General features: G+C 62.8%; 23 protein-coding genes. 17 read left to right on the top strand and 6 right to left on the bottom strand.

The annotated features are described in order from the left end of the window. Positions 1 to 296 precede the first annotated feature (296 nt). From BW39_RS31165 to BW39_RS18930, 15 genes are all read left to right on the top strand, one after another. On the top strand, positions 297 to 635 hold the full coding sequence (locus tag BW39_RS31165; protein WP_152547270.1) for a hypothetical protein: 339 nt from the start codon (positions 297 to 299) through the stop codon (positions 633 to 635). 94 nt (positions 636 to 729) lie between these two features. Beyond that, positions 730 to 1224, top strand: coding sequence for a phage tail tube protein (locus BW39_RS18995; RefSeq protein WP_043823676.1), 495 nt, complete (start codon positions 730 to 732; stop codon positions 1222 to 1224). A 3-nt stretch (positions 1225 to 1227) separates the two neighbouring features. Further along, a complete protein-coding gene (locus tag BW39_RS18990) occupies positions 1228 to 1650 on the top strand; it encodes a phage tail assembly chaperone family protein, TAC (RefSeq protein WP_043823674.1) in 423 nt (140 codons plus the stop codon). A gap of 86 nt (positions 1651 to 1736) precedes the next feature. Then, positions 1737 to 1949, top strand: coding sequence for a hypothetical protein (locus BW39_RS18985; RefSeq protein ID WP_152547269.1), 213 nt, complete (start codon positions 1737 to 1739; stop codon positions 1947 to 1949). Between the two features lie 39 nt (positions 1950 to 1988). Then, on the top strand, positions 1989 to 4601 hold the full coding sequence (locus BW39_RS18980; protein ID WP_043823671.1) for a phage tail length tape measure family protein: 2613 nt from the start codon (positions 1989 to 1991) through the stop codon (positions 4599 to 4601). After that, positions 4601 to 5221: a DUF2460 domain-containing protein gene (locus BW39_RS29840; RefSeq protein WP_081816247.1), complete on the top strand. Its 621-nt coding sequence runs from the start codon at positions 4601 to 4603 to the stop codon at positions 5219 to 5221. Before BW39_RS18980 ends, BW39_RS29840 begins: the two co-directional genes overlap by 1 nt. Beyond that, positions 5221 to 6168, top strand: a complete 948-nt coding sequence (locus BW39_RS29835; RefSeq protein WP_052155378.1) for a DUF2163 domain-containing protein — start codon at positions 5221 to 5223, stop codon at positions 6166 to 6168. The genes BW39_RS29840 and BW39_RS29835 overlap by 1 nt, the downstream gene beginning before the upstream one ends. After that, positions 6165 to 6575 (top strand): C40 family peptidase, encoded by a 411-nt coding sequence (locus BW39_RS18965; protein WP_043823669.1) that lies wholly within the window; start codon positions 6165 to 6167, stop codon positions 6573 to 6575. Before BW39_RS29835 ends, BW39_RS18965 begins: the two co-directional genes overlap by 4 nt. Then, on the top strand, positions 6575 to 9733 hold the full coding sequence (locus tag BW39_RS18960) for a phage tail protein (protein WP_043823668.1): 3159 nt from the start codon (positions 6575 to 6577) through the stop codon (positions 9731 to 9733). Before BW39_RS18965 ends, BW39_RS18960 begins: the two co-directional genes overlap by 1 nt. Next, the gene (locus tag BW39_RS29830; RefSeq protein ID WP_052155377.1) at positions 9730 to 10380 is read left to right on the top strand and encodes a DUF2793 domain-containing protein; all 651 of its coding nucleotides are present in this window, start codon (positions 9730 to 9732) and stop codon (positions 10378 to 10380) included. Before BW39_RS18960 ends, BW39_RS29830 begins: the two co-directional genes overlap by 4 nt. Next, positions 10377 to 11204 carry a hypothetical protein gene (locus tag BW39_RS18950; protein ID WP_152547268.1) on the top strand — a complete coding sequence of 276 codons (828 nt, stop codon included), beginning with the start codon at positions 10377 to 10379 and terminating at the stop codon, positions 11202 to 11204. The genes BW39_RS29830 and BW39_RS18950 overlap by 4 nt, the downstream gene beginning before the upstream one ends. A gap of 72 nt (positions 11205 to 11276) precedes the next feature. After that, on the top strand, positions 11277 to 11606 hold the full coding sequence (locus tag BW39_RS18945) for a hypothetical protein (protein ID WP_043823664.1): 330 nt from the start codon (positions 11277 to 11279) through the stop codon (positions 11604 to 11606). Further along, complete coding sequence (locus tag BW39_RS18940; RefSeq protein ID WP_043823662.1) at positions 11603 to 12235, top strand: lysozyme; 633 nt, start codon at positions 11603 to 11605, stop codon at positions 12233 to 12235. The genes BW39_RS18945 and BW39_RS18940 overlap by 4 nt, the downstream gene beginning before the upstream one ends. Beyond that, positions 12232 to 12741, top strand: a complete 510-nt coding sequence (locus BW39_RS18935; RefSeq protein ID WP_043823745.1) for a hypothetical protein — start codon at positions 12232 to 12234, stop codon at positions 12739 to 12741. Before BW39_RS18940 ends, BW39_RS18935 begins: the two co-directional genes overlap by 4 nt. Positions 12742 to 13023: 282 nt before the next feature. Continuing rightward, positions 13024 to 13377, top strand: coding sequence for a hypothetical protein (locus tag BW39_RS18930; RefSeq protein WP_235264239.1), 354 nt, complete (start codon positions 13024 to 13026; stop codon positions 13375 to 13377). Between the two features lie 121 nt (positions 13378 to 13498). Here BW39_RS18930 and BW39_RS18925 read toward each other — a convergent pair whose 3' ends face one another. The 6 genes from BW39_RS18925 to BW39_RS18900 form a co-directional block, all read right to left on the bottom strand. Then, on the bottom strand, positions 13499 to 13822 hold the full coding sequence (locus BW39_RS18925) for a hypothetical protein (RefSeq protein WP_043823659.1): 324 nt from the start codon (positions 13820 to 13822) through the stop codon (positions 13499 to 13501). A 25-nt stretch (positions 13823 to 13847) separates the two neighbouring features. After that, complete coding sequence (locus BW39_RS18920; RefSeq protein WP_043823658.1) at positions 13848 to 14258, bottom strand: GNAT family N-acetyltransferase; 411 nt, start codon at positions 14256 to 14258, stop codon at positions 13848 to 13850. Between the two features lie 90 nt (positions 14259 to 14348). Next, positions 14349 to 15953 carry a hypothetical protein gene (locus BW39_RS18915; protein WP_052155376.1) on the bottom strand — a complete coding sequence of 535 codons (1605 nt, stop codon included), beginning with the start codon at positions 15951 to 15953 and terminating at the stop codon, positions 14349 to 14351. Between the two features lie 129 nt (positions 15954 to 16082). After that, entirely contained in the window at positions 16083 to 16424 is a 342-nt protein-coding gene (gene nirD / locus BW39_RS18910) for a nitrite reductase small subunit NirD (RefSeq protein ID WP_043823657.1), read from the bottom strand. Positions 16425 to 16461: 37 nt separating this feature from the next. Then, positions 16462 to 18978, bottom strand: a complete 2517-nt coding sequence (gene nirB, locus BW39_RS18905; protein ID WP_043823742.1) for a nitrite reductase large subunit NirB — start codon at positions 18976 to 18978, stop codon at positions 16462 to 16464. A gap of 233 nt (positions 18979 to 19211) precedes the next feature. Beyond that, positions 19212 to 20219 carry an AraC family transcriptional regulator gene (locus BW39_RS18900; protein WP_043823656.1) on the bottom strand — a complete coding sequence of 336 codons (1008 nt, stop codon included), beginning with the start codon at positions 20217 to 20219 and terminating at the stop codon, positions 19212 to 19214. A 162-nt stretch (positions 20220 to 20381) separates the two neighbouring features. On the opposite strand from BW39_RS18900, the gene BW39_RS18895 reads away from it, so the two are divergent. After that, positions 20382 to 21230 carry a TauD/TfdA dioxygenase family protein gene (locus tag BW39_RS18895; protein WP_016454322.1) on the top strand — a complete coding sequence of 283 codons (849 nt, stop codon included), beginning with the start codon at positions 20382 to 20384 and terminating at the stop codon, positions 21228 to 21230. A gap of 29 nt (positions 21231 to 21259) precedes the next feature. Beyond that, a partial coding sequence (locus BW39_RS18890) for a 3-keto-5-aminohexanoate cleavage protein (protein ID WP_043823655.1) occupies positions 21260 to 21492 on the top strand: 233 nt, incomplete at its 3' end.

The following is a 21492-nucleotide window of genomic DNA, read 5'->3' as shown; positions in this document are numbered from 1 at the left end:
TGATTTTAAAGCGCTGCTGCACCTGCAAAGAGTTCAAGCCAACAGAAAATTTCCCGAAGAACCGATCCGAGAAGGATGGTCTGAAAAAGCGTTGCAAATCATGCAACAATAAGTCAAATAGGGAATATAGGCAAAGAAACCCAGAATCATCTGCCGCTAGTTCTCGTAACTGGGTGCTTCGAAACCCTGAGAGGGCCGAGGCAAATAGAAAAATATGGCTAGAAAAAAATCCAGGACGTCAATCGGAGCTGACAAGGATATGGCGGAAAAATAACTCTGGACGGCACGCAGAGAACATGAGACTTTACACAAGTCGTCCGGATGTTCGAATACAACGCACTATTAGGGAGAGAATTCGGCAGATGGTGATGGGAAGAAAGAGCAGAAAAACATTCGATCTTTTGGGTTACACCATAGATGATCTTAAGCATCACCTTGAGCTACAGTTCACTCACGGAATGAGTTGGGATAATTTCGGTGATTGGCACATTGATCACATTATCCCTCTGTCCAGCTTCTGCATCGAATCTGAGCTTGATCCAGAACTTAAGGCCGCATGGGACTTGTCAAACCTTCGTCCGTTGTGGGCTAAAGAAAATTTAGCAAAAAGCAGCAAGATTCTGACATTGCTGTAAAAGTACACAATCCAATACCAAAGGGCCGCTGAAGCGGCCTTTCCTTATTTCTAACCCAGGCCGCTCATGCGGCTTTTTTTACGAAAGGCCCATCATGGCAACGAAGACGCAAGGTACGGATCTTTTCTTTATTGACCCAGACAGCAATGCTGTTATGGATGTGGGATGCGTCACGTCTCTGGAGGGCATCGACAGCACCCGAGACCAGATCGAAACCACCTGCCTGAACAGCGCCGACCGTGAATATGTGGCCGGGCTAGGAACCCCTGGCACCGGAACATTCACCATCAACTTCGACCCGAGCAATCCGGTCCACCAGCGCCTGTATGCGTTGAAGCAGCGAGGCGATACGCTGAAGTGGGCTATTGGCATCTCGGATGGTCCCGCAAATCCTGATGGGACTATCACTATGCCGCCGACCGGAGTGGATAGCGACGGGGACTTCATCCTTCCTGACGAACGCTCGTGGATTTTGTTCGGTGGCTACCTCTCGTCCTTCCCGTTCAGCTTCGCGTTGAATGCTGTGGTGACCTCTGCCATCGGCATCCAGATCAGCGGATCTCAGATCCTCATCCCGAAGGTCGCGTAATCCATGGCAGAAAAGCTGAAAGGACTGGCGGCCCTGAAAGCCGCTGGCGCGATCCGCTCGAACGAGCCGGTGGCGGAAGCCGTGAAGTGGACGAATCGCGCAGGCGATGAGTTCGAGTTCGAGGTGCACTTTGCGCAGCTCGACTTCGGCACGGCCATGGACATGCAATCCGACGAGAACCAGGACCGCAAGGCTGCGTTCATCGGCCGCGTGGTGCTGGTCGAGGACGAGGCCGGCGCGCTGGTGCCGTTGGGCGCCGAAAACGCGCGCCGGCTCGATCCGCGCCTGGGCTTCGCCCTGGTGAGCGCATTCAACCGCTTGAACTCGGTTGAGCCAAAAAACTCACAGCCGCCGACGAGTTCCTCTGCGAACTCGTCCGAGGAGGAATCGGCGGCGACTCCCTCGCAGAAGCCAGAGGGCGCCTGAGCGTCAACGAGGTTGGTGTCTGGTCTGCCTACCGCCAGTTGCGCGGTCCGCTGGACCTTGGCATGCGCCTGGAGTACCTGTTCGCCATGTCCGACTACCGCATGCATGGGTTGATTCGGATGCTGGCGCAGGTGCTTGGAGGCAAGCCGGAAGAGATGCCGCCTTTCTCAAAGTTCATCAGGTTCCACGACATCCAAGAGCCCGCAGCGGAGCTTGAGGCAATCGCCAAAAAGCTCGGCGTGCCCTATGAGGTGCGCGAGAACAAGCACAGCAAGCGGGCCAGGCCCAAGGCAAGTTGACCAGCCACCTCCGGGTGGCTTTTTCATGGGTAACGCACTATGGCATCACGCAGCCTGGGCACACTTACGCTCGACCTGATTGCGAAGATCGGCGGCTTCACGGCCGGCCTGACGCAAGCCGAGCGCGAGGCCGACAAGAAGGCAAAAGCCATCGCCGCAAAGGCGAAGCAGATCCAAAAGGAATGGGATGCTGTCGGCAAGGCCATCGGCGGCGCCATTGCTGCCATCGGCATTGGCAGCATCTTCGCGAAGTTCATCGATGAGTCGCGCAACGCTCAGAATGAGCAGGCGCAGCTGGCGGCCGTCATAAAGTCCACCGGCCAGGCGGCGGGGTACTCGGCCCAGCAGCTGAACGAAATGGCCTCTGCCATCGCTGGCAAGAGCATCTTCAGCGAAGGCGACATCAATCGTGCCCAGACGCGCCTGTTGAGCTACACCAATGTCGTCGGCGAAGAGTTCCCCGAGGCGCTGCAAGCGGCCATTGATATGGCTACTCGCCTGGGCATGACAGTGGAGCAAGCGGCCGAGACTGTTGGCAAGGCACTGGACGTTCCTGCCGAGGGTTTGACCGCGCTCTCCAAGCAAGGCTTCCGCTTCACCGAAGACCAGAAAAAGCTGGTAGCCAGCCTGCAGGACACTGGCCGCACGGCAGAGGCCCAGAAGATCATTCTTGACTCGCTGAAGTCCTCCTATGGGGGTGCTGCGGAGGCCGCGCGTAACACCTTCGGCGGCGCCATCGCCGGCCTGCAAAACCAACTCAACTCGCTCATGACAGGCGACGATGGCAGCCTGGAAGGCACTACCAAGGCCATCAACGATCTGACGGACGTTCTTGGCTCCAGTGAGACAAAGCAGGCTTTTGCAACGTTTCTCACCGGGCTGGCGAACATCATTCGCCTGCTGGCAGAGGGTACTACTGCCTTCATAAACTTTGGGAAATTTGCAGGCGAGGCGATAGGTCGTGCGATAAACGGACCTGACAACCCTATAGAGCAACTCGATGGTCAGATATCCGGCCTGAAGCAGGAGATCATCGCGCTTGATAAGGAAATAGCGCGGCCGAGAAAATTTTCGGCAGGTTCAGGTTACGACGGCATAGATGACCTGCAGCAGCGAGCAGATTCTGCAAGGAAGCAGCTTATTGAGTTGCAAAAGACGCGCGCCGGGATCATCCAGATGGAGCTCAACGCGCCATCAACCCCCGCGCAAACCGGAACTTTACCGAAGCCTGGAAGAGTCGCTGTAAAGAAAACAGGCAGCGATGACGACACCAAGAAGCTTCTTGAAAACGAGCTCAAGGAGTTCCAGAGAATCATCACGGCCCAGACCGGACTGATGGCGGATCGCAACCGCATGCTGGACCTCTACAACAGCCAGGGTCTCATTTCTATCAAGGACTACTACGACGCCCAGCGCGCGATCATTGACGAGTCCACGGAGGCCCAGGTCAAGGCCTATGACGCACAGATCAAGGCTTTGCGGGACTACCAAGCCAACGCATCCAAGAAGACTGACCGCGCCGAAGCCGAAGGGAAGATCAACGATCTTTTGGACAAGCGCAGGAAGCTGCTGCAGGACTCTGGCCTTGCCCAGATCGAGCTTGACATCAAGCAGGAGCAGTCTAATAAAGACCTGGAAGATTCCCTGAAGAAGGTGAACGCCCAGCTGCTGGAGTTGCGCGGCCAGACCGCCGAGGCTGCCGCGATCAACTTCGACATGGCGAATGAAAAGATGAGGGATCTTTTCACTAACAACAATAGCCAAGAAGGAATAAAGGCGCTTGATGCGCTGAGAGAAAGCACTATTGCTCAGGCAAACCTAAATAAGCTGACGAAAGATTTCTCTGTCATCACTGCTGACCTTTCTTTGATGGAGCAAAGAATAGCTCTAGATAGAGAGAATGGTGCTATAGGAGAGCTTGAAGCACTGCAGAAGACTGGGGAGGCAAGAAGGGCAAAAATCGCACTTCTTCAGGAAGAGATAAATAAGTACCTTCAAATTCAGCAGCTGTCAGGTCTCAACGATGAGCAGAGACAATCTTTCGAGAGGCTTCAATTCCAACTTGAGCAGCTAAATTCTGTAATAGATCCTGTTGCGTCTCGTATAAATACAGTGGTTAACGATGCCGCAGGGGATCTTTTCAATGACCTGATAACTGGATCAAAAAGTGCAAAGGAAGCATTTGAAGATTTCGGGAATTCTATATTCCGAGAGATGACTTCATTGATCTCTAAACAGCTTGGGAAGGACTTGATGGAATCTTTGTTTGGAGGCTCAAGCGGGTCTGGAGGAATAGGCGGATTGTTCTCCAGTCTGTTCGGCGGGGGTGGTGGCGGCAAGCCATCAGGGGGTGGCTTCTTCGATTTCCTCGGCGGACTCTTTGGAGGCTTCCGCGCCAACGGCGGCCCCGTCCAGGCCGGCAAGTTCTACGAAGTGAACGAGAACGAAAACGAGCTTTTCACCCAGGGTGGGCGCACCTTCCTGATGTCGTCTGGTGGCGGTCGCGTGGACCCGATTCGGGGCGGCATGGGCGGCGGCTTCAACCAAGTCATCAACTTCAACCACCAAGGTCGGATTGACCGTCGCACGCCGGATCAGATCGCGAATGAGACCAGGCGCCGCACAAACACTGCAGTAGCGAGGCTGAGCTGATGGCATACCTTGACGCATACCTTCAGCCATGCCCTGGCTTTGGCTGGCAGGGCGGCCCTGAGTTCAACACTCGGATCGTTGACTTAGCCAGCGGGCGTGAGCGGCGAAATGCTGATTGGGCGCAAGCCCGCCACAAGTACGAGGCGCCGTTCAACAACATCTCGCGCGACGCGTATCGGAACGTGAAGCAGATGCACATGGTCTGCAAGGGCCGGCTGAACTGCTTCCGCTTCCGCGACGAGTTGGACTACACGGCGGCCAATGACGTGTTCGGCTTCGGGGATGGCGTGGCCACGGTGTTCCAACTGGGCAAGGTCTCCACCATTGACGGCATCAGCTACGACCGCGAGTGCTTTGCCATTCTTGGCGGTGCATCCGTGACGGTCGATGGCGCGGCATCCTCGCCGACCATTGACCTGCTGCGCGGCATCGTGACATTCGCATCTGCGCCGGCCGATGGCGCAGTGCTGCGCTGGTCCGGTGAGTTCGATATATGGGTGCGCTTCGACCAGGACTACCTGCCTTTCTCGATCGACAACAGCGACGGCGGAGACCGGCGCTACATCAACGGCAGCATCACGCTGTTGGAAGTGCCGCCGCCTGAGCCGGAGGGGACCTGATGCCCAGAGTGATACCCATTGCCCTTCAGCAGCATCTGGACCAAGACGCCACTACCGTATGCCTTTGTGTACGCATCGAGCCTGTGGCGCCAGGCTATGCGCCATTCGGCTTGACAACGCTGGACCGAGACTTGATCGCCGAGTTGGATGGTGACAGCAACGGCTCAGGTTTGATGACCTACCGCGCCGCCATTGGGTTGGACTCCAGCGCGCGCGTGAGCAGCTCGGACATGGCCGTGGACAACGCCGAGGGCACAAGCCTTGTGCCGGAGTTCGACGTGCCGGTCTCAGAGCGCGACCTTGTTGCTGGCGCCTACGACTATGCGCGGTGGACCAGCTACCTCCTCAACTTTGAGGACGTCACGCAGTTCGTGGAGCTTGCGCGAGGTGAGCTGGGCCAAGTCCGTGTGTCCCAGGGCATGTCTTTCACCTTCGAGATGTTGGGCCTGACAAAAAGGCTCAAGCAGACGATTGTCGAAAAGGACTCCCTGCGCTGCAGGGCCATCTTCGGCAGCCAGCCGCTGGGCACACCTGGCGCGGTGACGACGCAGCGCTTCCCCTGCGGCTTCGATGCTGAGCCGTTCTGGACTGCCGGCGCGGTGGTGTCCGTGGGCGAGGAAAACACCATCAGTTTCGAGACCGATTTGGTCTATGCCGATGGCTTCTTCAAGCCCGCCATGCTGCGCTGGATCACGGGGTCGAACGCCGGCCGAACCTACGAGGTCGAAGAGTTCCTGGCGCGCGTGGCCACGCTCACGTTTCCATCCATGTTCCCCGTAGAGGTTGGCGACACCTTCGAGATCAGGCCCGACTGCACGAAGTGGAAAGACGGAGATAACGGCTGCAAGCAATGGTGGGGTGCCGACTGGGTGCTGCACTACCGTGGCGAGCCCTATATCCCGGTGGGTGACACCGGCCAGATCAACGCCCCAGGGGCCAGCATATGAACGCGCTCGTTGACTCTGCCCGCAAGTACGTGGGCGTGCCATTCCGGCATCGCGGGCGCAGCGCAACGGGCCTGGATTGCGCCGGCCTGGGCTGGATCGCATACCGCGACCTCGGTATCGAACTTCCAGACGTGCGTGCCTACGGCCGCGAGCCCTTCAAGAACGGGCTGATGGAAGGGCTGCGCGCGGCTCTGGGCGATCCCGTTGATGACGGCCCACAGCCTGGCGATGTCGTCGTCATGCGCTTTGACAAAGACCCGCACCATGTCGCCCTGATCGCTCAGGCGCCCTATGCGGACGAATTGACCATGATCCACGCTGACAGCATGCACGGCTGCGTCGTTGAGCACCGGCTGTCTGATGACTGGCGCGCGCGGATCGTTTGTGTGTATCGGAGGCCTGTGTAATGGCGCGACTCGCTCTACCCTTCATCGGCTTGGCAATCGGCGCGGCGATTCCCGGCATTGGCGCGAGCTATGGCTTTCTGGCGGGCAATCTGATTGGCAACCTGTTTCCCCAGACCGTTCGCGGCCCCAGCATTGAAGAAGGCGCGGCCCAGACAACGCAGGAAGGTGCGCCGCGCGCCATCGTGTATGGCACGGCAATGGTTGCCGGAAACGTGATCGATGCGGGGAAGACGCGCAGGATCAAGAACAAGCAGAGCCAGGGCAAGGGCGGTCCGTCAGTTGAGACCGAAGCCCTGTTGCGCACATATGCAGTACGTATTTGCGAAGGTCCCATCGCGGCCGTTCTGATGGCCAAGAAGGACGGGAAAATTGTCTATGACATCAGGCCTGGGTCGAATTTTGGCGACGACAATGCCAAGTTCCTGGCCGGCTGCCGGATTTACCTTGGCGACGAAGACCAGCTGCCAGATCCGGACCTTGAGGCAATCCGCGGCGTGGGTGAGGTGCCTGCACACCGGGGCAGCGCATACATCGTGTTCATCGATGATGACGTGACGGACCGGCGCGGGTCGGTGCCGCAGTATGAGTTCGTGGTGACGCAAAGCGCGACGCCCGCAGGAGATCCAGATGTTTCTGGACTGACGCTGGAGTCTCGCAATACCTACCTCAATCTTTCCGGCAGTGGCTATCCCTATGCGATCACACACCGGGACATGGGATTTGGGACTCAGGACCAGGTCATTGAAGGCGGCTCATACGATGTCACGACATGGCGCGAGGGTGATTTCACCAAGCCCCAGATCAACTCCTGGACTAATGCCGGGGACGGCTGGTTTGACAAGCGCATGTTTGTGCTTGCCGCCACTGATTCTGGAGTCGCAATTTGCTACGGCGCAAACGGCAATGCGCTCAACATCTTCAAATCTGGATATCTGACCGGCTACTACGTCCCGTGGCCTGGGGAAAAGCTTGGGTGGATGGGGGAAGAGGGCGAGTTGGCGCCGGTCCGCAAGGGCGGAAACATCTGGATCAGCGGCAGCGATTGGTACATCTGCTCGAAGCGGCCTGATTTCATCGACCCCTCCGACAATGGCCACATCCTCTGCAAATTCACGTTCGCAGACGGCACGCGCGATGTGCCAGTTGTTGCTGCCGCGTATGTGCATGAGCCTGGTGTCTTCGGCGACATGTCCATCCACCTGAGCCGCGGCGGGAAGATCCGCAAGTTGACGGATGCAACCCAGATCAGTAGGTACTCATCCGGCCTTGTGTTTGAAGGCCTGGAGCCGATTCCGCCAGGCCTTGCCTCGGGCAGCAATACCTTCGCATTCGGCGTGGACGAGCCGCGTGATTTGTTTGCGACGCTGACATTTCAGAGTGCTTCTGTCGCTCTGTTCCGCGTGTTCCGGCACTCGACTCTAGCGCTGCTCTACAGCACCACGTTGGCAGGTCCGCAGGACAATGTGAGCCGCATTGTTTTTGGCGACGATGTGATCTATGTGCAGTACGGTCTGCGCGTCTACAAGATCCAAGACCAGGGCACCATCGGTGGTGGAGATCTGCTGTCAAACATCGTTGCCGACATCCACGCGCGCTGCGATATCCCTGCGTCCGCCTACGACGTTTCCGAATTGACGGACAGCGTGGACGGCCTGGTGCTGGCAAGCGCTGGCTACTCGGGCGCCGATGCTATCGGGACTCTGCGCGTGCCGTACTTTTTTGACCGCGCTGAGTGGGGCGGCAAGATGCGCTACCCCAAGCGCGGCAAGCCGACAGTGGCCACGATCACTCTGGACGATCTTGTCGAAGAGCCCGACGAAAGCGAGCGCCAGGCGCAGATCGAGTATCCGCGCAAGTACCATCTCACCTACCAGTCTGCAGCTGTCAACTACGAGGCCGCACAGGCCACAAGCGACAGCTCTTCGCCCGACGTTCGGGTCACGGGGGAATCTGCGCTGCAGGTGCCAGTCGTGCTGACGCCGGCCAGGGCGGCAGAAATAGCGGCGATCCTGCACAAAGTCAGCCGCGCAGAAGCAAACGGAGAGGTCAAGTTCTCGCTGCCAGACAGCTGGCTGCGCCTTGTGCCATCGGACTGCATTGCACTCAACCTGCGCGGCACCTCTCGCCGCCTGCGGATCGACAACATCGAAATGTCCGGCGGCATCATGCAGATCACGACGCATGTGGACCGCAGGAGCGCATACGCATCGACCACGGGCTATGTCCCGCTGCCAGACCCGACGCCTCCCGTCTCCAGCGTGGTCGGTGAGACAGTGCTTGCAGTGCTGGACGTGCCTGCCCTGCGTGACGATGACGACGCGCTCTACTACTACGCTGCCGTGACCGGCGACCGGCCGGCATGGCGGGGCGCTCAGCTGCAGCGCAGCCTCGATGGCGGTGCATCCTATGCAAACGCGCTCGACATCAATTTCCCGGCGACGCTGGGCCAGCTTGTGGAGGCCCTTCCTGCGGCATCGCCCTGGTACACCGACCGCACGAATTCCGTCGTGGTGGACCTGGTGCGTGATGGCGACAGCTTCGATGACATCACAGATGCGGCGTTTCTCGCGCGCGGGGGTGCTTTGGGGATCAAGTTTGCGGATGGGTCGTGGGAGGTGGCCCAGTATCGCGATGCAGAGCACATCAGTGGCAGGCGCTGGCGCTTGAGCACGCTGCACCGTGGCCAGCTCAACACGCCCTCTGGCGAGCATTCGGTGGGGGCGCAGGTTGTGCTGCTTGACGATGTGAGCCGCGTGTCTGCGCAGTCCGCCTGGCTGCAGAGTGTGCTCACGCACCGGGCGCCAAGTTTTGGCGGCAGCGTCGAGAGCGCGGAAGCGCAAGACATGCTCTATGCGGGCCGCGCCCAATTGGAGTGGCCTGTGGCATCGCTTGCGGCTGCTGTTGATGCTGGGACGCTCTCAGCGTCGTGGGCGCCACGGCATCGCTTTGGCTCCGATGTCTCGCCGTTGGCATCGCTCAACTTCCAGGGCTTCCGGGTATCTATCAGCGATGGTGCGACGACCCTGGAATTTGACACGACGGACACCGCGATCACGCGCGATGTGTCGGCCATGACTCTGCCGATCACGATCACAGTGGCCGCGCTCAACCGCATCACCGGCCCCGGGCCGGCAACTACAAGGAACATCACAGCATGAGCGATCCAATACTGCCCTTTGCCGTCTGGGCGGCTGGCACCAATCAGGCGAGCATCCCGGCCAACGACAACTCGCTGCGCAGCGAGATCCTTGCGGGCCGCGTCATCAGCAAGACCACAACCGCGCAGCCGGCAAGTCCTGCTGATGGCGCGATCTACATCATCCCCAGCGGCGCCACGGGGGCGATGTGGTCCACGTTTACGGAGGGTGATCTTGCGATCTTCCGGGGCGGAACCTGGCTGGCATACGCCCCGGTGTCCGGCGTGGTCGTCAACATGCTTGGCTCGCAGCAACAATGGGACGGGTCGGCCTGGAATGACCTGGGCGGCAGCGCTGCAGGTGCGCCGACTGCAACGGTGTCGGGCACTTCGCACGACATCACTGCAGCGGAGGTCGGCAGCTACCTGCGCTTCACAGCTACGACCGCAAAGACGTGCACTTTCCGACCAGAGTCCACGGAGGCCCTGCCCGCGGACGGGGAGTGGCATGTGCGCAATGCCGGTGCCGGAGATCTGACCCTCACCCCAGGCTCTGGCGTCACTCTCAATGCGCCGTACGGCGGAACGCTCGTGGTGCCGCCGCAGGGCACAGTCACGGTCAAGCGCGTGGCCTCCGATGCGTTTGATGTGATGGGAGTGACAACGTGATCCCCGGAATCACCGCCTCGGGCGGCCCGCTTTTTTGGAATCCAGGGCGCATGGCGATTCCGCCGTCGATCTGGCTGGATGACAGCACAGCTGTTACCAATGTGTCTGGCTATGCGAGCTTGTGGGCAAGCAAGGGCACGGCCAGCGGGGGATATGGGCAAGCCGATTCCTCGCGCCGGCCTCAGATCATCTCCACCGGGCTCAACGGGCTGCGCACGCTGAAGCATGACGGCGTTGACGATTACCTTGGTAGCGGAGACACGGCTCTGCTCAATGCGTTCCGCGCTCGCAGCTCAGGCTGGATCTTCGCTGTTGTGCGCAAGCAGGCAATCGATGCGGGCGGGGAAAACCGCAACATCGTCTCAAACGCGCCTGGCAATGCGGCCGGCGGCGGCCGGCTTACGCTCGGCATCATCGGCAACAAGCCGTACCTTTACAGCGAGAGATCTGATGGGGCCGCTGGTGCGCTGCTCACTTCGACCATTGACATGGGTACGGACTGGCGCATCTTGTATGTGCAAGCCAACTGGTCTGCAGCGACTGCGGAGATTGACATCGACGGCGAGACAGATGTGACCAGCACATCATTCGGCACAACTGGCACCAGCTCGGACACGGTGGCGTACTACCCTGCAGGCATAGGAGCCTTCGTGGGTTCGCCACCCGTGGTTTTCGCAGACGTGGAATGTGCAGCCATCCTGCAGTGCGGCAACGGCCTGCCATCAACGGACGAGCGCGACAAGCTCGCCGGTTGGGCTGCCTGGCGATACGGGCTGGAGGGCAATCTTCCGGTGGGGCACCCCTACAAATCTGCGCCGCCCTGACCAAGGCGACCGCCACACCAACCCGCTTCGGCGGGTTTTATTTTTAGCAAAAAACAGCCTGGAGGATGGCGAATGAAAAAATGGGTTCTTGCACTTCTGGCACTGATTGGCGTGCACCAGAGTCTCAGTGCACAGCAGAAACAGGATCTTGTGGGGGCAGCGATCTTTACCGCTCCGAGTGTGTCAGCTGGGGGAGGATTCCGGCTCGCGCAACTTTCCATGAGTGAGTGGCTTGTTGTTGCCTCAATAGGCCTTGTTGTGCTGCAGTACATGTACCTGATCTGGAAGTGGCGCCGCGACTACAAGCGTCAGCTGCAGCGCGAGGAAGACCGCGCAAAGCTCAACGGCATGGCTCGCTACCGGCACTCGCATGAGCCGGATACGGACCTGGGGGCGCTATGAGCAAGATCCCAGCATTCCTGACTAGCCGGCTTGCGGCCCTGGCCATCCTGGCTGGCCTGGGCGGCACTGGCGCCTACGTGGCGCAGCAGGCCGGCGACGAGGCTCTGCGCGACCAGTATGTGCAGACCGTGGCGGCAGATCCGAGCACCAGCAACGCGGTCAAGGTGGTCATGGTGCTGGGCCAGTTCTACGAGTCCTCGGGCAAGCACATCGGCACGCCCTATATCGACAAGCTGGGGCGCGGGCAGCCGCTCACGGTGTGCAACGGCATCACCGGCCCGGACGTGGTTGCCGGGCGCTACTACACCCCCTCTGACTGCTACTACCTGGAGCGCGGGCGCTACCTTGCGGCTGAGCAAGAGGCGCGGCGCCTGTTCACACGCTGGGCCAGCTATGACCCGTTCGTTCAGGGGCAGTTTCTGGACTTTGTGCACAACAAGGGAGCCGCTGCCCTGGCCAGCAGCACGCTGCTGCGCAAGGCCAATGCCGGCGACTTGGCCGGCGCCTGTCGCGAGAACACGCGCTGGAACCGTGGCACGGTGGGTGGCGTGTCTACCGTGCTGCCGGGCCTGAAGTTGCGCGGCGACAGCAACGCCGAAATTTGCCTTGAATGGAGGTCCGGCTCATGATCCCCGCGCTCTACACCCATCTGGCCGCCGCCGGTGCGGCCCTGGCCATCGGAGCGGCTGGCGCCTGGTGGGTACAAGGCCAACGCTACGGTTTGCAGATCGAGCAGTTGCAGCACCAGCAGACCAGCGCAGCACTGGTTAGCACGCAACAGGCCGTCAAGGACATGGCCGGATTCCAGAAAGGTCTGACTGATGCACTCGCAACCTTCCAAGCAACGGGGCAGCGCAACGCGGCCGCGCAGCAGGATATGGACCGCAGCCTGCGCGAGCTGCGCACTGCTACTGCAGGCATGCGGGGCGACTTTGCAGGCCTCCCCGAGCGCATCGCTGGAGCTGCCCAGCCCGCCGTCGCTCAGTACGCCTCAACCTGCACAGCCGTACTCCAAGAGCTGGCAGAGCGAGGTGGACGCATGGCAGAGCGCGGTGCAGACATCGCGCGAGCGGCTGATGGCCACGCCGCTGACGCCGCGCTGATGCGGGATGCCTGGCCCAAGATGGCACGCTGACGGATCGGGCCGGCAGCGGCCGGAAGGAGCCGGCGCCGGCCGGCAACCCAAATGCAAAAAGCCCCTCGGCGCCTTCATGGCTGCCGAGGGGCTTTTGTCGTTTCGACTCGAATCACTGCTGCGGGTTTAAATCGTCGCAACGTGTTCCCTAACTGATTGCTAAGTGATTGATTTTATTTCCCGATATTTCCACTATCCACAGGAAAAATATCCTGTTGTCAAATCTGCGCAAGTTGTTGATTTTAAAGTAAATTATTCTGTGGATAGTGGAAATGTGGGGGCATGTTGCCGGTGCAGACCATGAGGATTCTTTTCCTCTTTGTGGCTGGCCTGCTGCCAGCTGACTGTTCCCGAATCTGTTCCATAAACCTCCCTGTGGGTAACGGGCTTCACGACATCTCGATGGCCTGCGATGCCAAGGCGCTCGCCGGCATTTTCCACGCCCCGCACCTGATCTGCCGGGCCGCTTATGCTGCGCCCATGGTGGAACTGCTTTGTTTCTGGATGACCCGGGTGGGTGCGGCCCTGCTGGAGTTGCGGTTGCTGCGCAGCAGCGACGGCGGCTTCAGGGTGATGCTCATCACGGCGGCCATCGTGGTCATCGTGTGCCTGGCGTTGCTGTCCTTCTACGCCTGAGCCCGCAGGGCGGGCACGGGCAGGCGCCCTGTCGGGCGGATTTCATGGTGCCGCGCCGCCGGCAGGGGACGTGGCTGAACTCAATGCAGCGCCATCTTGCATGGCAGTGCGGATTCTTCGATCACGGCGGAATCGATGCATCAATCATGTGCGGCCCGGTGATCTTCTGCGACGGGATCCAGACCAGGTAGGACCTCCACATGCCCCGATCATTGCAGTACACAAGGTACTCGCCTGGGTCCAGGCGGCTCTCCCGGTATTGGAATTGCACGCAGCCGATAGCTTGGTTCTTGCCCAGCGCGATGGCGATGTCTCGGCTGAAATCAGTTTTCCACGGACCGGGATAGCGCTCGGTGAGCGGCACACTTTTCGGCGCAGGCACAAGGAAGGCCACGGCCAAAAACGCTGCGGCGATCACTGTCGCTGCTCTCAGTTTGTTGTTCATCTCTGTCTAGATCGGGCCTCTGTAGTCAAACAATGCGCAAGGACATGCCCGCCTTTTTGGGCAGCAGGGAGGGTTCGAACCCATAGCGGCGATAGAACTCCGGCGTGCCGTGGTCGGCCATGAGGCTGACATAGGCCGTGGGCAGGGCATTGCCGTGGATGTACTGCATCAGGCGCTGCATGATGAGGTGGCCCAGGCCCTTTTTCTGGTGCTCGGGGATGACAGCGATGTCCACGATTTCGAAGAAGCACCCACCGTCTCCGATCACGCGGCCTATGCCAACCGGTGTTGCATCGGCATAGACGACCACGCTGAACAGGCCGTTTTTCAGGCCGATGGCGGCCGCCTCGGGCGACTTGCGGCTCAGGCCGGCAGCCAGCCGGATCTGGATGTAGTCCTGGACGGCGGGGACGTGGTCTTCAATGCGGTAGTTCATGGATGGTGAGGGCTCCAGGGGCATATCGGAGGATCGGCAGAGCGCCATCATAGGCAGGCGTCTGCCGAGAGGGAGGGCAGATCGCCGCGCTCAGTTCCAGCGATCGATCGTGTAGGCCTGGGTCCATCCATTCGAGACGACTCGCAGCGATGCGGGATAGGCATTGCCCTGGTCGCGCAGGTCAATGCCCACGGCAGAGCCTTCGGCCAGGCCGGCCATGGTGACTGCGTTGGAGTGCGCCTCCACCGTGGCGCGCACGCCGTGCAGCTCGGCGCGCAGCAGGCTGGGGAACAGCGCGGCACCCACGTTGCGGGTTTCGCGCGCGCCGTCCAGCAGCAAGATGATGCCGTCGCCCTGGTGCTTGAAGCGTTCGCCGTCATCGTCCCAGCGGGCCGGCAGCCGGGTGATGCCCGCCACGCTGACCCAGCCTTCACTCAGGCCGAACTGGGCCGCGGGGGAGCCGCCGCTCCACACATACCAGGAGAACGGATGGTCCCACTGGAACAGGCGCGGCGCGTCTTCGTTCACCGCCGTGGTGATGCCGATGAAGGGGTTGGCCGTGGCGCGGATCTGTACCTCGATCTGCTCGGCCGTGGGGATGATGGTGCGCACGAATTTCTGCAGCGTCATGGTGATGGCGGGCGTGGCCATGCCTGACTTGGGCTGTGCGGCGCCTTTGGGCAGAACATGCGCAAAAAGACCGTTGCCCGTGCGTGGGGCGGGCTCGCGTCTGCGCGGCGTCCAGGTCTTGGGCACTTCCTCGAATCGGGCCATCCGGCGCGGCAGGGCAGGTGCCAGGCCCAGCTGCTCGAACACTTTCTCTGCCTGCGCAATGCCGCCGGCGGTGGGTGCCGCCTGCGGGCGCTGGTAGCGCAGCGGGTGCATTTTTGCGGCGAACGCGCGCGAGACGTCGGCGTAGCTCTTGCCCGCCGCGATGTCCTCCAGCAGCGTGCCGATCATGGAACTGCGCGGATGGCAGAAGCCGGCCGGCGCCGAGGCAATGGCGCGCCAAAGAATGTTGTCGGCTGCCTGCGGGCTCCTGGCCTGGGCGCGGTCCGTGTGCAACTGGTGCAGGAACTCGGCCTGGCCCAGCACCCGTTCGGCGCTGTAGAGCTGGTCGGAGCGCAGCAGCTGCAAGGCGGTGGCCACATGGTCGCTGTGGAAGTCGCCAAGGGCGCGCTCCATGGTGCTGAAGTCTTCGCGCCTTTCCGCCATCTTCTGGCCTGCGGTCAGCAGCGTGCGCTTGAATTGCAGCGCCTGCGGCACCGTGACGTGCATGTGCGGATGCCCGCCCGCCTGGGGCCGGCCCCACACGGCAGGGGTGGCGAGGAAGACGCCACGCACGGTGGCGCGGCGCACGGCGGCGGCCATGGCCGCCACACCGGCACGGTGGATGCCGGGCGCATCATCGCCCCACAGCAGCGGCGTCTGGCGGCCGTCGGCCGCAAGGGTGACCAGGCCGCCAAAGCGGCGCACGAAATTCTGGCAGCAGCTGCAGGTATGGCGCTGGCGCAGTTCGGCAGGCAGGGCGGCCAGATAGTCGTCGAACAGGCCGGTGGCCGTGGTGTCGAAGACCTGGTCGCCGCCCTCCTTGAGTCTGGCCTCGAATCGGGCCTGCAGGCCGTGGAGAAAATCTGCGTAGCTGTGTTCGTCGCCCGCGTTGTGGGCTGCGGCGTCCGGATTCCCTGCGTTCATATCCACCCTCATGCATTTGTCGAGGCGGCAATGATGCCCGACCGGCAAAGGTGGAATGCAAGGCAGATGGCTCTACCGCGCCATCACGGGACGTGGGGAACCCCTCCCCATGCTGATCTGACCGAGACCTCAGTGCAGCGCGACCAGCAACTGCCCATTCTCATTGCGCACCGCATGGGCGCGCACAGAGTGCTCGGGCGCTTCCAGGCATTCGCCGGTGGCCAGGTCGAAGTGGTGCTTGTAGATGGGCGAGGCGACGACGACGCGCTCGCCCAGGCTGCCGACCAGGCCGCGCGCGAGCACGCTGGCGCCGCAGCGCGGGTCCACGTTGTCTATGGCGTAGAAGCGGTCTTCGCCAAGGCGAAAGACCGCCACATGCCGGCCTTCGACCAGGGCGCAGACCCCCGTGTCGGGGACGATGTCGCGGGTGGCGCAGACGGGCATCCACTGTTCTTGGGCGGGGTGTGTCATGGCGGTGCCTTGTCGGTGGTGTGGGTGCGGGCCTGGATCAGACCAGGGCCTCGCTGCGCTCTTCGCTGCGCGCCGGGCGGATCTGGCCGCGCTCCTGCACGAAGACGATGTGCTCGTCGGGCTGGTCGCTGTTGATGAAGCTGCGAAAGCGCTGGCGCACTTCGGGCGTGGTGACGGCGGTCTTCCACTCGCACTGGTAGGTGTCCACCACATGCTGCATCTGGGCCTCCAGTTCGGCGCCCAGGCCCAGGCTGTCGTTGACCACCACGTTCTTGAGGTAGTCCAGGCCGCCTTCCAGGTTTTCGCGCCAGGTGCTGGTGCGCTGCAGCCGGTCGGCCGTGCGCACGTAGAACATCAGGAAGCGGTCGATGAGCTGCAGCAGCCTGTCCTTGGACAGGTCGGAGGCGATCAGCTCGGCATGGCGCGGCTTCATGCCGCCGTTGCCGCAGACGTAGAGGTTCCAACCCTTGTCGGTGGCGATCACGCCCACGTCCTTGCCCTGGGCCTCGGCGCATTCGCGCGTGCAGCCCGAGACGCCGAACTTGATCTTGTGCGGCGCGCGCAGGCCCTTGTAGCGGTTTTCCAGCTGCACGGCCAGGCCCACGCTGTCGTCCACGCCGTAGCGGCACCAGGTGGAGCCCACGCAGCTTTTGACGGTGCGCAGCGACTTGCCGTAGGCATGGCCGGACTCGAAGCCGGCCGCGATCAGCTCCTCCCAGATCAGCGGCAGCTGCTCCACGCGGGCGCCGAACAGGTCCACGCGGGCGCCGCCCGTGAGCTTGGTGTACAGGCCGTATTTCTTGGCCACCTGGCCGACGGCGATCAGGCCGTCCGGCGTGACCTCGCCGCCGGGCATGCGCGGCACCACGGAGTAGCTGCCGTCCTTCTGGATGTTGCCCAGGTAGTAGTCGTTGCTGTCCTGCAGGCTGGCCAGCTGCGGCTGCAGCACGAACTCGTTCCAGCACGAGGCCAGGATGCTGGCCGCCAGCGGCTTGCAGACATCGCAGCCCAGGCCCTTGCCGTGTCGGTGCAGCAGCTCGTCGAAGGTCTTGATGCCGCCCACGCGCACCAGGTGGTACAGCTCCTGGCGCGAGTGCGGGAAATGCTCGCAGACATGGTTGTTGACGGCCATGCCGCGCCTGGCCATCTCGGCCTTCATGACCTGGGTGGCCAAGGGCACGCAGCCGCCGCAGGTGGCGCCGGCCTGGGTGCAGGACTTGAGCTCGGCCATGGTGCAGGCGCCTTCGCCCACGGCCGCGCAGATCTGCGCCTTGGTGACGTTGTTGCACGAGCAGATTTGCGCCGTGTCGGGCAGGGCGTCCACGCCCAGGCCGGGCTTGGCCTTGCCGTCGCTGGAAGGCAGGATGAGGAACTCCGGCTCCTCGGGCAGGGCGATGCTGTTGAGCGTCATCTGCAGCAGCGTGCCGTACTCATCGGCATTGCCCACCAGCACGGCGCCCAGCAGCTGGCGGCCGTCCTCGCTGACCACGATCTTCTTGTAGACCTGCTTGCGCTCGTCGATGAACTGGTAGTTGCGGCTGCGCGGCGTCTTGCCCTGGGCGTCACCGATGCTGGCCACATCCACGCCCATGAGCTTGAGCTTGGTGCTGAGATCGGCCCCGCCGAAGGCGGCCTCGGCCTCGCCCGCAATGTGGCGGGCCGCCACGCGCGCCATGTCGTAGCCGGGTGCCACCAGGCCGAAGGTCTGCTCGCGCCAGGAGGCGCATTCGCCAATGGCGTAGACGCTGCGGTCGCTGGTGCGGCAATGGTCGTCCACGGCCACGCCGCCGCGCGGGCCTATGGCCAGGGCGCACTGGCGGGCGATCTCGTCGCGCGGGCGGATGCCGGCGGAGAAGACGATCATGTCGGTTTCCAGGTGCGTGCCGTCGGCAAACACCATGCGGTGGCGTGCCGTGGCGCCGTCGGTGATCTCCAGCGTATTGCGGCCCGTGTGCACCTGCACGCCCAGGTCCTCGATCTTGCTGCGCAGCACGCGGCCGCCGCCGTCGTCCACCTGCACGGCCATCAGGCGCGGGGCGAACTCGACCACATGGGTCTCCAGGCCCAGGTCGCGCAGGGCCTTGGCGCATTCCAGGCCCAGCAGGCCGCCGCCCACCACCACGCCGGTTCTGGAGCGCGCGGCCGATGCCTGCATGGCTTCCAGATCCTCGATGGTGCGGTAGACAAAGCAGTGCGGCCGGTCGCGCCCCGGCACGGGCGGCACGAAGGGCGCCGAGCCTGTGGCCAGCACCAGCCTGTCGTAGGGGATGACTTCGCCATCGGCCGTGGTCACGGTGCGCTCGCGCCGCTCCACGGCTGCCGCCCTGGCCGCCAGGCGCAGCGTGAAGCCGCTGGCCTCGAAGAAGCCGGGCTCCACCAGGCTCAGGTCCTCGGCGCTTTTGCCGGAGAAGAATTCCGACAGGTGAACACGGTCGTAGGCGGCGCGCGGCTCCTCGCACAGCACGGTGACGTTCGCGTCTGCCACGCCCAGGGCATGCAGCTGCTCGAGAAATTTGTGGCCCACCATGCCGTGGCCGATCACAACGATGTTCATCTGGCGTCCTGCGTTGCGCATCCAGTGTTTTGCGGGCCGCAGGCCAGGGCCAGCGGGTCAGGGCAGCCAATGCAAGTGCCGTGCCAGCACCGCGGCGCGGTGCCTGCCCGTGGTGCACGCTGTCTGGTGCGCAGACAGCGTGCACCGCAATGCGCCCGCTGCACCGTGCAGGGGCGGGGTGCGCCGTGGTGGTGCGTCAAATGCGATCAAGTGCGCCAGGAACGCCCGGTGCGTCAGGCGCGAGGCAGTCCCTGCGCGCGGCTGCGCCAGGCCTCGGGCGCGCAACCGAATTGCGCAGCGAACCAGCGCGTGAAGGCGCTGTGGCTGGCATAGCCGAGCATGGACGCGATCTGGCCCACGCTGTAGTGGGGATGGTCCAGGTAGCGCAGGGCCAGTTCGTGGCGCACTTCGGTCAGCAGCTCGCTGAAGCTCAGACCTTCGCGGTCCAGTTCGCGCTGCAGCGTGCGCAGGCTGCGCCCCATGCCCTGCGCCACGCCTGCGCAGGTGGCGTTGCCCGAGGGCAGCAGCAGGTAGATGACCCTGCGCGCCTGATGGCCCACGGAGGCGGCACGGTGGGCCGGCATGGCCTCCACCAGCCGCAGCGCATAGCGCGCCAGCGCGGGGTCCGCCAGCGGGTTGGGCTCGTCCAGGTCGGCGGCGCGGCAGGCGATGCCGTTGAACTCGGCGCCGAACGTGATGCGGCAGCGGAACATGCGGCGGTGCTCGGACAGGTCGGCCGGTGGCGCGTGGCTGAAGCTGACGCCCTGCGGCCGCCAGCGCTCGCGCAGCAATGCCTCGCACATGCGCCACAGCACGCCCATGGCCAGTTCCACGGACTGGCGCATGGCGCCGTGCAGGACGAAGTCCTCGCGCAGGATGACGATGTCCCCTGCATCCTCCAGGTGGATCAGCAGCGATTCGTTGACCAAGTGCATGTGCGCGACCAGCGTGTCCAGCGCATGGCGCAGCGTGGGCTGGTGCAACAGCAGCAGGCTCACAGCGCCGAAGCTCGACAGCTGGCGGTGCCGGGCCATGCGCAGGCCCAGGGACTCGCAGCCCGTGGACTGGGCCGCGTTTTCCAGCAGGCGCGCGACGATGGCCACGTCGATCAGCTGGTCCTGCTCGCGCAGCAGCGCGGGCCGCAGGCCGGCCTGGCGCAGTGCCTTGTCGGGGTCGCCGCCCAGTTCGCGCATGACGTCCGAAAAATGGGTCAAGGCCGCCGCGCGCACCATGGTGACCATGCTTGCCCTCCTGTCAGTCCGTGGCCTGGTGGCACGAAATGCAAAGAGGATGGCATGGCTTGCATAGTCCGCGGAACCGGGTTTTCCTACATTGCAGAGACCGGCCCCACGCCGGGCGGACCGTGCCGCCACGGGCCTTCACAACAATGACAGGAGACAGGCATGCGCATAGAGCCCATGACATGCGCCATCGGCGCCGAATTGCTCGGCGTGCGGCTGGCCGACGCGGTGCGCGACGACGCGCTTTTCTCGGAGATCCGGGCGGCGCTGCTGCGCCACAAGGTGCTGTTCCTGCGTGACCAGGGCCTGGCGCGCGCCGAGCACGTGGCCTTTGCGCGGCGCTTTGGCGAGCTGGAGGACCATCCGGTGGCCGGCAGCGACCCCGAGCATCCGGGCCTGGTACGCATCTACAGGACGCCCGAGCAGCCCAACGACCGCTACGAGAATTCCTGGCACTGCGACGCCACCTGGCGCGAGGCGCCGCCCATGGGCTGCGTGCTGCACTGCGTGGAATGCCCGCCCGTGGGCGGCGACACCCTGTGGGCCAACATGGCGCTGGCCTACGAACGCCTGCCGGATGCCGTCAAGGCGCTGATCGCGCCGCTGCGCGCGCGCCACAGCATCGAATGCACGTTCGGTGCGGCCATGCCCATCGAAAGGCGGCTGGCGCTCAAGGCCCAGTACCCCGATGCCGAGCATCCCGTGGTCCGCACCCATCCCGAGACCGGCGAGAAGGTGCTGTTCGTGAACGGCTTCACCACGCATTTCACCAATTTCCATACGCCCGCCAATGTGCGCGTGGGCCAGGACTTCACGCAGGGCGCCTCCGGCCTGCTGCAGTACCTGATCGGCCAGGCTGCCATTCCCGAGTACCAGGTGCGCTGGCGCTGGCGGGCGGGCAGCGTGGCGATCTGGGACAACCGCGCCACCCAGCACTACGCGGCCATGGACTACCCGCCCAGCCACCGGAAGATGGAGCGCGCGGGCATCGTCGGCACGCCGACCTTCTGAACCACGATCACGACACAAGGAGACATGCCATGAACTTTCTCGACGGCCACCTGTTCCCCGAAAACCAGCAGCCCCTGATCATCACGGCCGCGCCCTATGCGCCCTCGTGGCTGCCCTCGGACTTTCCCGGCGAGATCGCCGTGACCATGGACGAGCAGATCCAGAAGGCCGTGGACTGCTACAACGCCGGCGCCACCGTGCTGCACCTGCATGTGCGCGAGCTGGATGGCAAAGGCAGCAAGCGTTTGTCGAAGTTCAACGA

Origin of the sequence: Delftia sp. RIT313, assembly GCF_000632165.1 — a bacterium.
In the GTDB taxonomy this organism is placed as follows: Bacteria; Pseudomonadota; Gammaproteobacteria; order Burkholderiales; family Burkholderiaceae_C; genus Comamonas; species Comamonas acidovorans.
Note: the sequence above shows the minus strand (reverse complement) of the source record. Positions and strands in the feature narration are given on the sequence as shown.

Bases quoted from the DNA above. Each gene is read 5' to 3' on its own strand.
- BW39_RS31165 (WP_152547270.1), top strand. From the start codon at position 297: ATGAGACTTTACACAAGTCGTCCGGATGTTCGAATACAACGCACTATT.
- BW39_RS18995 (WP_043823676.1), top strand. From the start codon at position 730: ATGGCAACGAAGACGCAAGGTACGGATCTTTTCTTTATTGACCCAGAC.
- BW39_RS18990 (WP_043823674.1), top strand. From the start codon at position 1,228: ATGGCAGAAAAGCTGAAAGGACTGGCGGCCCTGAAAGCCGCTGGCGCG.
- BW39_RS18985 (WP_152547269.1), top strand. From the start codon at position 1,737: ATGTCCGACTACCGCATGCATGGGTTGATTCGGATGCTGGCGCAGGTG.
- BW39_RS18980 (WP_043823671.1), top strand. From the start codon at position 1,989: ATGGCATCACGCAGCCTGGGCACACTTACGCTCGACCTGATTGCGAAG.
- BW39_RS29840 (WP_081816247.1), top strand. From the start codon at position 4,601: ATGGCATACCTTGACGCATACCTTCAGCCATGCCCTGGCTTTGGCTGG.
- BW39_RS29835 (WP_052155378.1), top strand. From the start codon at position 5,221: ATGCCCAGAGTGATACCCATTGCCCTTCAGCAGCATCTGGACCAAGAC.
- BW39_RS18965 (WP_043823669.1), top strand. From the start codon at position 6,165: ATGAACGCGCTCGTTGACTCTGCCCGCAAGTACGTGGGCGTGCCATTC.
- BW39_RS18960 (WP_043823668.1), top strand. From the start codon at position 6,575: ATGGCGCGACTCGCTCTACCCTTCATCGGCTTGGCAATCGGCGCGGCG.
- BW39_RS29830 (WP_052155377.1), top strand. From the start codon at position 9,730: ATGAGCGATCCAATACTGCCCTTTGCCGTCTGGGCGGCTGGCACCAAT.
- BW39_RS18945 (WP_043823664.1), top strand. From the start codon at position 11,277: ATGAAAAAATGGGTTCTTGCACTTCTGGCACTGATTGGCGTGCACCAG.
- BW39_RS18940 (WP_043823662.1), top strand. From the start codon at position 11,603: ATGAGCAAGATCCCAGCATTCCTGACTAGCCGGCTTGCGGCCCTGGCC.
- BW39_RS18935 (WP_043823745.1), top strand. From the start codon at position 12,232: ATGATCCCCGCGCTCTACACCCATCTGGCCGCCGCCGGTGCGGCCCTG.
- BW39_RS18930 (WP_235264239.1), top strand. From the start codon at position 13,024: ATGTTGCCGGTGCAGACCATGAGGATTCTTTTCCTCTTTGTGGCTGGC.
- BW39_RS18925 (WP_043823659.1), bottom strand. From the start codon at position 13,822: ATGAACAACAAACTGAGAGCAGCGACAGTGATCGCCGCAGCGTTTTTG.
- BW39_RS18920 (WP_043823658.1), bottom strand. From the start codon at position 14,258: ATGAACTACCGCATTGAAGACCACGTCCCCGCCGTCCAGGACTACATC.
- BW39_RS18915 (WP_052155376.1), bottom strand. From the start codon at position 15,953: ATGAACGCAGGGAATCCGGACGCCGCAGCCCACAACGCGGGCGACGAA.
- nirD (WP_043823657.1), bottom strand. From the start codon at position 16,424: ATGACACACCCCGCCCAAGAACAGTGGATGCCCGTCTGCGCCACCCGC.
- nirB (WP_043823742.1), bottom strand. From the start codon at position 18,978: ATGAACATCGTTGTGATCGGCCACGGCATGGTGGGCCACAAATTTCTC.
- BW39_RS18900 (WP_043823656.1), bottom strand. From the start codon at position 20,219: ATGGTCACCATGGTGCGCGCGGCGGCCTTGACCCATTTTTCGGACGTC.
- BW39_RS18895 (WP_016454322.1), top strand. From the start codon at position 20,382: ATGCGCATAGAGCCCATGACATGCGCCATCGGCGCCGAATTGCTCGGC.